The sequence below is a fragment of the Algibacter sp. 2305UL17-15 genome (assembly GCF_040720935.1).
GTDB lineage: Bacteria > Bacteroidota > Bacteroidia > Flavobacteriales > Flavobacteriaceae > Jejuia.
The window spans coordinates 248701-263642 of the sequence record NZ_JBFDAE010000006.1 but is presented as its reverse complement, the minus strand read 5'-3'; the positions used below and the strand labels follow the sequence as shown (position 1 = coordinate 263642).

The window sequence follows — 14942 nt, the reverse complement described above, 5'->3', positions numbered from 1 at the left end:
AGCAATGAAACATCAACATATATTCGGACAGGCACTAGGATTTTTAATGGTCCTCTTATCCTTAGGTGTATTCGTTTCTTGTCAAAAAAAGGAAGAAAAAAAAGCAGTATTGCCCAATATCATCATGATTGTTACAGATGATTTGGGATGGTACGATCTTGCCAGCTACGGCAACGACTTTATAGAATCGCCCAACCTTACCAAATTGGGAAATGAAGGCATACGGTTTACAGATGCTTATGCCCCAGCACCGTTATGTAGTGCGTCTAGGGCAGCTTTAATAACAGGATTGCATCCCATAAGAACGGATATCACAGAGCACATCCACGGAAACCCGCCTCCAAAACCTAGTCAGAAATTAATAACGCCTCCCATTGCGCAGCAGTTGGATTTACAGTTTAAAACCATTGCAGAGGCATTGAAAACCAAAAATTACAAAACCGCATTCTTCGGTAAATGGCATTTGGGAGGAGGCAAATTTAGTCCCGACCATCGTGGTTTTGACCTTAATATTGCAGGGGGGTATCATGGTTTGCCAAAAAGCTTTTTTTATCCCTTTTTTGATGAAGGACAAAAACCTGAATTGCAGAACTCTTCTAAGGAAGGCGACTATCTTACCGATGTTCTGACCACAAAAACTATTGAATATATTGAACAACAAAAAGAGGCTACTTTTTTTATCAGTCTTAATTATTATTCGCCACATGTGCCTATTGAGGCAAAAAAAGAAATGGTAGAAAAATATAGAAAAAAACGTGGAAATGATGATGAAACTATCCTACCGAATATTCATTATGCGGCGATGGTAGAATCCATTGATGAAAACGTGGGACGCATCATGAAAAAACTGGACGCATTGAAATTGGCAGAAAACACCCTCATAATGTTCACTTCAGATAATGGAGGGTTACATGTGCCAAGTTTACCAGCATTTATAAAACATACACCACCTACTGATAATGGGCCTTTACGGGAAGGCAAAGGATATGTCTATGAAGGTGGTATTCGAGAGCCGCTTATTATTAGATGGCCTGCAAAAATCAAAAAAAACCGCATAGACTCTACCGTTGTTGTAGGACAGGATTTTTTCAATACCATTATGGATATTACAGGTCTTGAACAAACATCAGATGGTAAAAGCTTGCTTCCTTTATTTGAGGGTAATCCCCTTGAGGAGCGAGGCGTGCTGTGGCATCTGCCCCATTATAACCATCAAGGGAGCAAACCGTCTTCGGCTTATCGCGAAGGCGATTGGAAACTAATATATACCTACGAGGATGAACAGTACCAATTGTATAATCTTAAAAAAAATATTTCAGAAGCACATGATTTAGCTGGAACCAATCCCCAGAAATTGAATGAGCTCAAGGCTAAAATGACGGCGCGATTAGATGAATTGTATGCCAAATACCCAACACCAAATCCTGATTACAATGGGGAATAAAACGGTTTGGTCTTCATTGGAAAAAGTTTTCCATATCGATAAAGGGTGTAGGTCAAATCAACATCAGTTAAACCTGTTTAAATAAAATAATAGCAACATAAACAATGAGTAGCAAAATAGTTTCTTTTATAATTTCTGGAGTACTTCTTTTTTCATGTGAATTTAAAAAAGAGGCTACTGCATGGAATACAAGCAACAAAGTTCGTCCTAACATTATCTTTTTATTATGTGATGATTTACGCTATGATGCCTTGGGTTATATGGGAAATACCATTATAAAAACACCACATATCGATCATTTGGCCGATAACGGTGTGCGTTTTAATAATGCCTATGTTACAACATCTATTTGTGCCGTGAGCAGAGCGAGTATCTTAACGGGGCAATATGCACGAAAACATGACATTTGGGGATTTTCAAAAGATTTATCCCAACAGCAACTGGCCAATACATATCCTGTTCTTTTAAAAGACGCTGGTTACACTATTGGTTTTATTGGTAAATATGGTGTTGGGCACAATGCACCCAAAGATATATTTGACTTTTGGGCAGGGTTTAATGGCCAAGGGACCTACCGCCAGAAAACCAAAGAGGGGAAACCCATACACCTCACTTCAAAAATGACACATCAAGCTATCGCATTTTTGGATAAACAAAAAAACAATACGGCCCCATTTTGTCTTTCCATCAGTTTTAAAGCCCCTCATGTTGAAGGAGACCCTGGTTATTTTCTTCCAGATTCCCAGTTTGACGATTTGTATAAAGATGATGACGTGCCGATTCCATCCACAGCTTCAAAAACCTATTTTAATTATTTTCCAGAGGCTTTCACAAAAAACAATGTGGCTAGAAACCGCTGGGAAGATCGTTTTGCGTCGCCAAGTATGCAACAAGAAAACATTAAAAAATACTACCGTTTAATATCAGGAGTCGATCAGGCTGTGGGGAGAATCATGGACGGTCTTAAAAAAAATGGACAGGATAAAAACACCGTCATCATTTTTACCAGCGATAACGGATTTTATTTGGGGGAATATGGTTTTGCTGGAAAATGGTATGGTAGCGAACCATCCATCAAGGTACCGTTGGTCATCACCGATTTAAGAAACAAAACCCAAAAAAGTGAAACTAGAAATCAAACGGTTTTAAATATTGATATGGGACCAACCATATTAGGATTTGCTGGTGCTGAAATCCCAAAAACCATGCAGGGCAAGGATTTATTTCACCTTATAAAAAATTCGAAAACGGAATCGCGAAAAGAATTTTTTTATGAGCATTTGTGGCAATCATCGCCATCTTATTACATACCAAGTACAGAAGGCGTCGTTTCAGGCTCTAAAAAATATATGAAATACTTTAAGGATAGAGACACTACGGCGGTGATTTTTGAAGAACTCTACGATTTGGAAAAAGACCCTAGTGAAAAAAACAACCTCATCCATAATCCTGAATTTACCAGTCTTAAAGATAGCATGTTAAAAAAATATTATCGGTTAAAGCATAAAGCTGAATGAAAACGAACCTAAAATATTCTAAAACAAAGTTTAAAAAATCGTTCTATTTGAAACAGGTAGGGATTCTTTGTGTTGTTTTCTTGTTTAATGCTGGTATCATAAATGCACAAGACACCCCATATTGGCAAACCCCCGATGTAGTACAAGTAAATAAATTACCGGCACGAGCTACCTCAATGTCTTACCCAACCATGACATTGGCTTTACAGGCAGATAGGGATGCTTCCCCGAGAAAATTATCGCTAAATGGCAATTGGAAATTCAATTGGTACGAAGCACCCAATAAAGCTCCAAAAGCGTTTTTTACACCCGGTTTTAATGATACAGACTGGAACTCTATTCCTGTACCTTCAAACTGGGAATTGCACGGTTACGGCAAACCATGGCAAAGGCTTACGCCCGAAATATTTAAAAATTTTGATGTCAGCCTGCCCCATGTTCCAGAAAACTATAACCCAACGGGATGTTATAAAAAAACATTCAATATGCCGGATATCAAAAAAGATATGCGTCATATTTTACATATTGGCGCCGCATCATCGGCAATATCTGTATGGGTTAATGGCCAATACGTTGGTTATAGTGAAGACAATCGGTTGCCTTCAGAATTTAATATTACACCACTTCTTAAGAAAGAAAACAACCTAATTGCGTTTAAGGTCCTGCAATGGTGCGACGGCAGTTATCTGGAAGACCAAGACCATTGGCGCATGAGTGGCATTACCAGGGAAGTATATATTGAAACCGTTCCGAACGTGCAACTTTATGATTTTGCCGTAAGAACGGATTTGGACGATAGCTATAAAAACGCCAAATTACAGATACGCCCAAAAATTAAAGTTCACACATCCATAAATACTGAAGATTGGATTATAGAAGCACAACTTTACGATGAAAATAAGACCTCGATTCTTGAAGTACCGTTAAGGGTTAGCGTAAATAAAGTACTGAACGAATACCATCCGCCTTTAGGCAATCGCCCTTTTGAAAATTTAATGCAGACTACGGTTTTAAATCCAAGAAAATGGTCTGCCGAATTCCCTAATCTTTACACATTGGTACTCGCTCTTAAAGACGCCAACGGAAAACTGATAGAGGCCCGAAGTACAAAAATTGGCTTTCGGAACATTGATATTAGCGACGGGCAATTTAAAGTAAACGGTGTGCCCGTGCTGTTATACGGTGTCAACCGTCATGATTGGGATGCCAAAACAGGTAAAGCGTTTTCTAGGGAAGCCATGCGAAGGGATGCGGAACTCATGAAGCAGCTGAACGTTAATGCGTCGCGGTCTTCGCATTACCCCAATGACCCTTATTGGTATGAGCTCTGCAACGCATACGGCATTTATGTTATGGACGAGGCGAACATAGAAAGCCACGGTGTGGGGTCGTTATTAAGCAACATTCCGGAATGGCACACCAGTTTTCTGGAACGGGGCATAAGAATGGTAGAACGCGATAAAAACCATCCCAGTATTATCAGTTGGTCTTTGGGAAACGAAGCAGGTTTTGGCCCTAATCATGCGGCACTTGCGGCATGGATTAAAGAAATGGACCCCACGAGACCCATTCATTCTGAAGGTGCCCAAAACATTTATGGCTACCGATGGCCAAAACCAGAACCAAACGACAAGATATACACAGACATTATAAGCAGAATGTATCGTTTAACCGATGACATGATAGATTTAGCAACGAAGCCAAACGATAACAGACCCGTAATTTGGTGTGAGTATGCACATTCACAGGGGAATTCCACAGGCGATATGGAAGGCTACTGGAAAGCCATTCGCAAATACCCAAGGTTGGTAGGTGGTTTTGTTTGGGATTGGAGGGACCAATTGCTCACAAAACAAAGTGCAGACGGAAAAACACTATGGAAACATGGTGCTGATTTTAATCAAAAGCATGAAGATTTATTGCCCATTCAAAAGGGTTTGATTTCTGCCGATGGAGAAATAAAATCTGGCGGTTGGCAAGCAAAATATGTGTGGCAACGTGTTAAAATTAAAGCGGATAGTTTGGAAAAAGGCAAATTTAAAGTTGAAAACAGACATTCTAGAACCAATTTAAATGCATTTAATGTGGTTTGGAAAATTACTGAGGACGGTAAAATGATTCAATCCAATACAGTTGAAGCACCTAATATTGAAGCAGGAAAGCAAGGGGGGTTAACGTTGAATTTACCTGAATTGACACCTAGGCCGAACAAAAGATACCATCTTAATATAAGTTTTGTATTAAAAGAAGATAAGCCATGGGCAACAAAAAATTTTTCCGTTGCGTCCGAACAGTTTCTGTTATATTTTCAACCCGAAACAACAGAAAAACCTAAAACTCCCGAGTTCAAAATATCCGAAACAGCAAAAGAGCTAAAAGTAACAACCAATGGTATTAACATGGTTTTTAATAAAGATTCGGGACAATTAATTGCTTACGGTTTTGGTACTGAAAACTACATCAAAAAGGCACTAACACCCAATTTCTGGCGCGCACCAACGGACAACGATTTGGCATCGGGGATTATAAAACGGCAAGGCTACTGGAAAACGATTGCCGAAAATTTAAAGTTGACTGAGTTTGAAACAGTTCCTTCCAATGAAGCATATAGTGTGAAAACCACGTTTCAAGATAATAAAAAAGACGTACGGATTCATTTGGATTATGAAATACAAAGTGATGGCAGTATGGAAGTCCATTATCAGTTTCTGCCCAAATCGAACTTGCCAAACATACCGAGGGTTGGATTGCAAATGGAAATTCCAACGGATTTGGACGACATGAATTGGTTCGGTAGAGGGCCGCTTGAAAGTTATGTAGATAAGAAAACGGGTGCTTTTTTTGGACATTACCGAAATTCGGTAAAAAACGATTTTACGTACTATGTAAGGCCACAGGAGAGCAGTAATAAAACCGATGTGTATTGGGCAACTTTAACAGATGCCCAAAGAAAAGGCATAAAAATAACAGCGCTTGTAAACCCCGTAAATATTAGCGTTTGGCCATTTACCCAACGACAACTGGAAAAAGCCATCAGAATAGAAGAACTCGAATTTAAAGACAGCAATACCCTAAATATCGATTTTAAACAAATGGGTGTTGGTGGCGACAATACTTGGAATATTGAGGCTGCGCCACACAAGGCTTTCCAAATTCCCGCAAAATTTTATGAATATCGGTTTTCAATCCATTTAGAACACTAATTACCAGCATATCTATGAAGCATTTTTTATATATCATTTCAATTGTAATCCTAAGTTTTTCTTCTTGTAAAAACCAAACGGCTCTTGCCATTAACGAAGCCATAACTATTGAAACATTAGATGTTGATTATCCATGGAAAGCGCAATGGATTGGTGCTGAGGTTGGCACGGATACAGTTAATACTTGGATTAATTTCAGAAAAGAGATTGATATAAAAACGGTGTCCAACGAACCTGTAATAGCAAGAATAGCAGTAGATTCCAAATACTGGCTTTGGATTAACGGAGAACTGGTGGTGTTTGAGGGCGGCCTAAAAAGAGGTCCAACACCACAAGATACGTATTATGACAAAGTGAATATAACACCTCATTTAAAAGCAGGCAAAAACACATTGGCGGTCTTGGCTTGGTATTTTGGTAAAGAGGGTTTTTCGCATAAAAGTAGTGGTAAAGCGGGCATGGTGTTCGACGTACAGACCGAGGCTATCCATATTTTATCAGACACCACTTGGAAAGCGTGGTTGCATCCTGCTTACGGGGAAACCAACGCACCACATCCTAATTATAGATTACCAGAATCTAACGTCGCTTTCGATGCCAGAAAAGGCAATTTTGATTTTACGCACTCCGATTTTGATGATACAGAAAAACCAAATGCCATCATATTTGGAACTGTTCCCATTTCCCCTTGGAACAACTTAGTACAACGCCAAATTCCGCAATGGAAAGATTTCGGATTAAAACCGTTTAAAAATGCGCCAACATTTCCGTTGGTTTCTACAGGGGACACGATAAAAGTGAGATTGCCTTACAACGCACAAATAACCCCATATTTTGAAGTTGATGCTGAGGAAGGACTTCTTATAGAGATGCTAACAGATAATTATAGGGGCGGAGGACCACCAAATGTAAGGGCGGAATATACCACTACAAAAGGGGGTCAATCTTATGAAAGTTTTGGTTGGATGAATGGGGAAACCATGTATTATGTGATTCCGAAAGGTGTAAAAATATTGGATTTAAAATACCGCGAAACAGGTTACAATACAGAGTTTTCGGGAAGTTTTGAATGTGATGACGATTTTTACAATCGCCTATGGCAAAAGTCATTGCGGACTTTATACGTTACCATGCGCGATAATTACATGGATTGTCCCGATAGGGAACGTGCCCAATGGTGGGGCGATGAAGTGCTGGAAAGTGGCGAAGCATTCTACGCACTATCGCCAAGTTCCAATAAACTGGTAAAAAAGGGCATTTTGGAACTGATGCATTGGCAGAGAAAAGACAGTACCATTTATTCGCCTATTCCCGCTGGAAACTGGCATCAAGAATTGCCAACACAAATGCTCTCCAGTATCGGGACTTACGGTTTTTGGAATTATTATTGGCATACAAACGATAAAGAAACCATTGCCAAAGTTTACGATAAAGTCGAAAAATACCTAGTCCTTTGGAAGTTACATGATAACGGCACCGTTGTGGCTCGAAAAGGCGGTTGGAAATGGGGCGATTGGGGAGAAAACAAGGATATGCCCATCCTATTCAATACCCAATATTATATGGCTTTGGATAGCTTTTACCGCATGTCTGAGTTGTTAGGAGAATCTGAAAATGCATCAGCCACAACATCAAAAATGGAACAATTCAAAAAAGATTTCAATGCTGAATTTTGGAACGGTACTGCTTATCGGTCATCAGAATATAAAGGAAAAATAGACGACCGCTCCCAAGGATTGGCTGTAGTTTCTGGTTTGGCTAATGCCGAAAAATACGAAGCTATTTTAAAAATTCTAAAAGAAGAAAAACATTCTAGCCCTTATATGGAAAAGTATGTCCTGGAAGCCATATTTCAAATGGGTTATCCCAATGAAGCTTTACAGCGCATGCAAGAACGATTTTCAACCATGGTAAACCACCCCGATTATACCACATTGTGGGAAGGTTGGGGCATTGGTGCGGCAGGTTTTGGCGGTGGCACAACCAACCATGCTTGGAGTGGTGGTGGACTTACTTTATTGTCTCAATATGTTGCTGGGGTGTTTCCAACGTCCGCAGGCTATGACACGTTTCAAATAAAACCTCAATTGGGTTTTTTGAAAAATGTGAATGCCGTAGTACCAAGTATCAAAGGAAATATTGAGGTTGAAATTGATGCTACAAATGGCTATGAATTAAAATTGAAAATTCCAAAGCATACTAAAGCAAAAGTGTATGTGCCTTCAGCATTCAAAGAAATTTCGGTAGATGATAAAGCAGTTCCATTTACTACTGAAAATGAATATCATAGTCTAGAATTAACCTCAGGGAATTATCACATTAAAGCAAATTAAATTTCAGATGGAGACTAAAACAAATAACAAATTAAAGATAGGATTGTTCGGCATTGGCTTGGATACCTATTGGGGACAATTCGACGGCCTGTTGGATAGACTTAATGGCTATCAAGATGAAATTTCCGAAAACATAAAAGCCAACAATGTTCAGGTAGTTAACGCTGGTATGGTAGATACACCCGCAAAAGCAAACGATGTGGCATCCCTTTTTAATCAAGAGGGTGTGGACTGTATTTTTCTTTTTATTTCAACTTATGCCTTGTCCCATAACGTGTTGCCTGTAGCCCAAAAAACACATGAACCATTATTTGTGCTTAATCTGCAACCCGTAAAAGCCATAGACTATAAAAAAATAAACGCCATGGGCGACCGTGGTAAAATGACGGGCGAGTGGTTGGCTCATTGCCAAAGTTGTGTGGCGCCAGAGTTGGCGAGTGTCTTCAACAGAGCAAAAATAAAGTTTCATTTAATTTCTGGGTATTTAAAGGAAGATTATGTTTGGCAACAAGTCAGCGAGTTTATAAAAGCGATAGATGTCGTAAAAACCATGCGCAATAATCGCGTTGGTGTTTTGGGGCATTATTACAACGGTATGTTGGATGTGTATAGCGATTTAACCCAACAAGCGGCAACGTTTGGCAACCATTTTGAAATTCTCGAATTCGGTACTTTGAAAAAAATTAGGGAGGAAGTTTCCAATGATGAGGTTGAAGAAAAAATAGAAGAGTTCAACACCATTTTTAAAGTGTCCGATGAATGTGAAAAGGAGGAACTTATAAGGGCGGCCAAAACTTCCGTAGCATTGGATAAACTTGTGGAAAAATATCAGTTAGGTTCTATGGCATATTATTACGAAGGCGATGGCGATGCAACTTATGAGAACGTAGTAACCTCTTTGATACCGGGCTTTACCTTACTGACAGGTAAAAATATCCCTGTGGCTGGAGAGTGTGAAATAAAGAATGTCCAAGCCATGAAAATTATGGATGTTTTGGGTTGTGGTGGTTCTTTCTCGGAGTATTATGCTATGGATTTTGAAGACGAGGTGATATTATTGGGGCATGATGGTCCCGCTCATTTTAAAATAGCAGATGGTAAAGTAGGTTTGGTACCGTTGCCTGTCTATCATGGAAAACCAGGGAAAGGGCTTTCCATTCAAATGAAAGTGGCCAATGGCCCAGTTACCATGCTCTCGGTTTGCCAAAACGGTCAAGGGGAGGTTTTTTTCTTGGTCGCAGAAGGCGAATCTGTTTCTGGGCCTACCCTGAATATTGGAAACACCAATTCCCGATACAAATTCCCATTGTCCATAAGGGATTTTATAGACCAATGGTCGTTGGCGGGCCCTTCGCACCATTGCGCTATTGGTATGGGGCATCAAGCATCGCAACTTAAAAAAATAGCGGATTTGTTAAACATAAAATGTATTGTGATTTGTTAGAAGAAATCTTAAATGCTCATAAATTTATTTTAATATGAACCCATTCCTTGGTATATTTTTTCATGCAGTTGGTGGTTTTGCGGCCGGTTCTTTCTATTTGCCTATCAAAAAAATAAAAGAATGGTCGTGGGAAAGCGGTTGGATTGTAAACGGCTTTTTTGCATGGTTGATTGCACCAATAATCGTTTCAGTAATAACGGTGCCCGAAACCTTTAATATTCTAAGTGCTGTTGACAGTAATAGCTTTTTGTGGACGTATTTTTATGGGGTGCTGTGGGGCATTGGCGGCCTTACGTTTGGGATGGCCATGCGGTATTTGGGCATGTCCCTAGGGATGGCATTGGCATTGGGGCTTACGGCGGCCTTCGGAACTTTGATACCGCCCATTTATAGCGGTCAGTTTTCAACATTACTGCAAACGACCTCAGGAAAAGTGGTGCTGTTGGGTATCATCGTATCGCTTTTAGGAATCGCTATCTGCGGAAGAGCCGGGATTTTAAAAGATAAGGAACTATCAGCGGAAGAAAAGAAAGTAGGGGTAAAAGAATTCAACCTTAAAAAAGGTGTGATTGTAGCACTATTTGCTGGCATCATGAGTGCGTGTTTTGCATTCGGAATGTCTGCTGGAAAACCCATTGCAGATTTGGCAATGCAATATGATGCACCTGTACTTTGGCAGAATGGCCCGGTATTTATTGTCATTCTTTTTGGCGGACTGACCTCCAATTTTTTATGGTGTATTGGCTTAAACCTAAAAAACAAAACCTATAAAGATTACACAAATAACGCAACGCCGTTAAAAATAAACTACCTGTTCGCCACTATTGCTGGAATTACTTGGTATTGCCAATTTATGTTTTATGGCATGGGAAGTACACAAATGGGCGAACACGATTTTGCAAGCTGGACGCTCCACATGGCATTCATCATTTTCTTTAGTACGCTCTGGGGTATTGTTACCAAAGAGTGGAAAGGCGTGAGCACAAAAACAAAAATTACTTTAACCGTAGGCTTATTGGTGCTGGCAAGTGCCACCGTGCTTATTGGTATTGGAAATAAACTAGTAGAACATTAATAAAAACACAGCATATGTATTATCATTTAAAAAAAGTTTTGTCTTGCATCATTGTAACCATAGTGTTCTTTGGTTGTAAGGAAGAGAAAAAGGAAATTATAGATAATTCCAAACCCAACATCGTTTTGATTGTTGCAGACGATATGGGTTGGTTCGATTTGGGTTGTTATGGCAACGACTTTATCGAAACCCCTAATTTAGATAAGTTGGCAAGTGAAGGAATCCTTTTTACTGATGGATATGCTGCAGCACCTTTATGTAGTCCTTCTAGAGCCAGTTTGGTAACGGGTTTACATCCTATAAGCGTTAATATTACGGAGCATATTCATGGCAACCGTCCTGCAGGGCCCCACCAAAAATTGCAGACACCTCCCGTAAGTCAGCAATTGGATTTGGAATATACGACCATTCCAGAAGCTCTAAAATCAAAAGGGTATTATTCGGCCCATATTGGAAAATGGCATTTGGGAGGGGGTGAATTTTTACCAGAGCACCAAGGGTATGATGTGAATATTGCTGGTGCTTGGAATGGTTTGCCACAAAGTTTTTTCTATCCGTTCTTCCCTATGGGCGAAAAACCGGAAATACAAAACGATGCTAAAGAGGGCGATTATCTTACCGATGTATTGACCAACAAAGCCATTAATTTTATTACCAAGCAAAAAGATTCTACGTTCTTTTTAAGTCTGAATTACTATTCGCCACATGTGCCTATTGAAGCCAAAGAAGCATTGGTTGAAAAATATAGAAAGAAACGCGGAAATGATGACGAATCCATCATGCCAAACATCCATTATGCCGCCATGATAGAATCCATCGACCAAAATGTGGGGCGTATTTTAAATACCTTAAATGAATTAGGATTAAATGAAAATACGCTTGTGGTGTTCACTTCGGATAATGGCGGGCTTTCCGTTGAGGAAGTCCCTTATTTTGCAAAACATACCCCACCGACGGACAATGGTGATTTAAGAGAAGGTAAAGGCTATGTTTACGAAGGTGGCATCAGGGAACCGTTTATTGTAAGGTGGCCTAATATGATTAAACCAAATCAAGTTAACCGTACACCCGTTATCGCTCAAGATTTATTCAACACGTTTGTGGCTATTACAGGTGCTGGAAACCAGACAAACGACGGCGTGAGTTTGGTGCCTATTTTTAAAGGCGAAACATTGCAAGCACGGGGATTATTATGGCATTTGCCACATTATAGTCCGCAACATGGCAAACCGGCATCTGCTTATCGTGAAGGCGATTGGAAGATTTTACATTTTTATGAAGACCAGCGTTACGAGTTATACCATTTAAAGGAAGATATCAGCGAGTCCCAAAATTTGGCAACCGAAAACCCTGAAAAATTTCAAGATATGAAGCAAAAAATGGAAAATGCCTTAAAAGGTATGAATGCTAAATTCCCAGAACCTAATCCGAATTATACAGGAGAATAAACTACCTATGGGTAAAGCCCCGAGGTATTAAATTCCAAAAAGGCAAAAACTAAATTCAAAAAAAAAGAAAAATGGGCAAGCTTGGAATATTAAATCTTAAAAAATGAATAAAAAATTAAAATGAATCCGTTGAAAAAAATGATGCAGAAACTTTTTATATACATAGCACTTCTTTTTGTGATGCCCATGTTTTCACAAAACGACACTTATGATACCGTTGAAGGATTGCATTACTACAACGATTCTATAACGAATGCGGATGCTTATGTGAAGAAAATGTGTCAATTGGATATTTATTATCCTAAAAACAAAACCGATGCGCCGACAGTTGTTTGGTTTCATGGCGGCGGTCTTTCGGGTGGCGATAAGTTTATTCCCGAAGCACTAAAAAACAACGGAATGATTGTGGTTGCCGTAAATTACAGGCTTTCCCCAATAGTTAAAAACCCAAAATATATTGAAGATGCGGCCGCTTCTGTGGCGTGGGTTTTCAATAACATTGAAAGATACAATGGCATTAAAAAATCCATTTTTGTGTCTGGACATTCGGCGGGTGGTTATTTGGCTAGTATGGTAGGTTTGGATAAAAAATGGCTTCAAAAGCATGATATTGATGCCGATGACATTGCTGGGTTAATTCCGTTTAGCGGTCACACCATCACCCATTTTACCATAAGAAAAGAACAAGGTATAGCAGGTACACAACCTATTATTGATGAATTTGCTCCGCTATATCATGTTAGAAAAGATGCACCGCCCATACTAATAATTACCGGTGATAGAGAAAAAGAACTGTTGGGACGCTATGAAGAGAACGCCTATTTCATGCGAATGCTAAAAGTGGTTGGACATAAAAACACCACGCTTTACGAACTGGATGGCTATAACCACAGCAGTATGGCAGAACCTGCATTTCAATTATTAATCAATTTTGTAAAAAACATACATCATGAATCCAAGAATGACTAAAATTTTAAGTAGAATTTGTTTTCAAAAGAAACTGCTTTTCTGTGTTTGTATATTATTTTCAGTAAACATGGCAGTATCGCAAAGCATAAGTGTAAACAATGTAAAACCACGAATTGATACCGATGGCAATATTGTAGATGCCCACGATGGCAGACTTATTCAATTTAACGACACCTTCTATTGGTACGGCACAAGTTATGGCAACACCAACGGATTTGTTACCGAAAACCATTATGTCTGCTACATTTCCAAAGATTTAAAAGTTTGGAAAAAGGAAGGCAGATTATTGCCTAACCAACCCGAAGGCGTGTATTACCGTCCGCATGTGGTGTATAATAAAAAAACAAAACGTTATGTGCTGTGGTACAATTGGTATCCTAAATTATGGAACGGACAATTTGGAGTGGCCACCAGTAAAAATCCTGAAGGGCCTTTTAAAATTGTAAATAGCAATGTGAAAATGTTTCGTTCCGATGTTGGATTGGGCGATTTCGGACTTTTTGTCGATGATGACCAAACCTGCTATTTAAGCTATAATACCATCCAAAACCATCAGGTTTCCGTTGAAAAATTGGATAAAAAATACACCGCTTCAACCATGGAAAACGGAGGTATTATTGCAGAACACATGGAAGCAGGGACACAATTCAAAAAAGATGGGAAGTATTATTTAATGACCGATTACACCTGTTGTTTTTGCAATTATGGTTCTGGTGCTAGGGTGTATATATCTGATAATCCGTTAAATGGATACCAACTTACAGGGAACATCAATCGATACCCAGGCAAGGCTTCATTGGTTATAAATGATGGCGTAACCAGAGGAACGCTTCACGAAACCATCGAAAAAACGGATAGTATATTCAACGCAGTTGAAGTTCAATTTTCGGGTAAAAAAATAGTAGATAATATCACTATTTCGCTTTTTACAGGAAACCGTCCGGAAAATTGTGGGGATGTGAGCAACCCAAGGGTGCATCCAGAAATAGAAACACCAAAGTTTAAACTATTCTCTTGGAATTTTAACACATGGGAAGCAATTAATCCTGAAGATATAACCGTTATAAAATCGGCTTTACAAGAACAGGTTTCCATTGATTTTAATGACATAAATTCCGATAGGATTAAAATTGTGCCAGTAGCTGAAAATTATCCGTTTGATAAACTTTACATCAACGAAGTGGCTTTATCTTCCGAAGAAAAAATAGTTTCGAAAGAGGCTTCCTTTTATATCACGGCTAAAACTATTCCACAGAGACCCATCATTCCTGCACAGCAAAGTTACGTGACCAAATTACAGACCGCAGAGGGCGAAAAATATTTTTGGGTGGGCGATTTATGGGGTTCGGCATCCGATAACGTGAAAGGGCACGACTACCAATATTGGAGCAAACCGCTGGAGTTTAATGATGACGGCACCATTATACCCATGACCTGGGAAGATACATGGAAATTATAAAATGAAGATTTGATATTTTTTAATACACTAATTTTAGTTGACCAATCAAT

The 14942-nt window shown here is 39.3% G+C and carries 9 protein-coding genes; all 9 read left to right on the top strand.

Annotated elements, in window-relative coordinates:
• Positions 1–4: 4 nt before the first annotated feature.
• The 9 genes from ABXQ82_RS08875 to ABXQ82_RS08835 all read left to right on the top strand — a co-directional run bounded on the left by ABXQ82_RS08875 (position 5) and on the right by ABXQ82_RS08835 (position 14892).
• Positions 5–1444 (top strand): sulfatase, encoded by a 1440-nt coding sequence (locus ABXQ82_RS08875; protein WP_367057985.1) that lies wholly within the window; start codon positions 5–7, stop codon positions 1442–1444.
• Between the two features lie 104 nt (positions 1445–1548).
• Positions 1549–2961: a sulfatase gene (locus tag ABXQ82_RS08870; protein WP_367057983.1), complete on the top strand. Its 1413-nt coding sequence runs from the start codon at positions 1549–1551 to the stop codon at positions 2959–2961.
• A complete protein-coding gene (locus tag ABXQ82_RS08865) occupies positions 2958–6164 on the top strand; it encodes a glycoside hydrolase family 2 TIM barrel-domain containing protein (protein WP_367057980.1) in 3207 nt (1068 codons plus the stop codon). Before ABXQ82_RS08870 ends, ABXQ82_RS08865 begins: the two co-directional genes overlap by 4 nt.
• 14 nt (positions 6165–6178) lie before the next feature.
• A complete protein-coding gene (locus tag ABXQ82_RS08860) occupies positions 6179–8497 on the top strand; it encodes an alpha-L-rhamnosidase C-terminal domain-containing protein (protein ID WP_367057977.1) in 2319 nt (772 codons plus the stop codon).
• Positions 8498–8504: 7 nt separating this feature from the next.
• The gene (locus tag ABXQ82_RS08855) at positions 8505–9941 is read left to right on the top strand and encodes an L-fucose/L-arabinose isomerase family protein (RefSeq protein WP_367057974.1); all 1437 of its coding nucleotides are present in this window, start codon (positions 8505–8507) and stop codon (positions 9939–9941) included.
• A 34-nt stretch (positions 9942–9975) separates the two neighbouring features.
• Positions 9976–11016: an L-rhamnose/proton symporter RhaT gene (rhaT, locus tag ABXQ82_RS08850; RefSeq protein ID WP_367057971.1), complete on the top strand. Its 1041-nt coding sequence runs from the start codon at positions 9976–9978 to the stop codon at positions 11014–11016.
• Positions 11017–11030: 14 nt separating this feature from the next.
• Positions 11031–12464 carry a sulfatase gene (locus ABXQ82_RS08845; RefSeq protein WP_367057968.1) on the top strand — a complete coding sequence of 478 codons (1434 nt, stop codon included), beginning with the start codon at positions 11031–11033 and terminating at the stop codon, positions 12462–12464.
• Positions 12465–12602: 138 nt separating this feature from the next.
• Positions 12603–13433 carry an alpha/beta hydrolase gene (locus ABXQ82_RS08840; RefSeq protein WP_367057965.1) on the top strand — a complete coding sequence of 277 codons (831 nt, stop codon included), beginning with the start codon at positions 12603–12605 and terminating at the stop codon, positions 13431–13433.
• Positions 13434–13500: 67 nt separating this feature from the next.
• Positions 13501–14892 (top strand): family 43 glycosylhydrolase, encoded by a 1392-nt coding sequence (locus ABXQ82_RS08835; RefSeq protein WP_367057962.1) that lies wholly within the window; start codon positions 13501–13503, stop codon positions 14890–14892.
• Positions 14893–14942 lie beyond the last annotated feature (50 nt).

What these genes read in the sequence shown, in the direction of transcription:
- ABXQ82_RS08855 (WP_367057974.1), top strand. Translation starts at nt 8,505, where the DNA reads ATGGAGACTAAAACAAATAACAAATTAAAGATAGGATTGTTCGGCATT.
- ABXQ82_RS08860 (WP_367057977.1), top strand. Translation starts at nt 6,179, where the DNA reads ATGAAGCATTTTTTATATATCATTTCAATTGTAATCCTAAGTTTTTCT.
- ABXQ82_RS08840 (WP_367057965.1), top strand. Translation starts at nt 12,603, where the DNA reads ATGATGCAGAAACTTTTTATATACATAGCACTTCTTTTTGTGATGCCC.
- ABXQ82_RS08865 (WP_367057980.1), top strand. Translation starts at nt 2,958, where the DNA reads ATGAAAACGAACCTAAAATATTCTAAAACAAAGTTTAAAAAATCGTTC.
- ABXQ82_RS08835 (WP_367057962.1), top strand. Translation starts at nt 13,501, where the DNA reads ATGGCAGTATCGCAAAGCATAAGTGTAAACAATGTAAAACCACGAATT.
- ABXQ82_RS08845 (WP_367057968.1), top strand. Translation starts at nt 11,031, where the DNA reads ATGTATTATCATTTAAAAAAAGTTTTGTCTTGCATCATTGTAACCATA.
- rhaT (WP_367057971.1), top strand. Translation starts at nt 9,976, where the DNA reads ATGAACCCATTCCTTGGTATATTTTTTCATGCAGTTGGTGGTTTTGCG.
- ABXQ82_RS08870 (WP_367057983.1), top strand. Translation starts at nt 1,549, where the DNA reads ATGAGTAGCAAAATAGTTTCTTTTATAATTTCTGGAGTACTTCTTTTT.
- ABXQ82_RS08875 (WP_367057985.1), top strand. Translation starts at nt 5, where the DNA reads ATGAAACATCAACATATATTCGGACAGGCACTAGGATTTTTAATGGTC.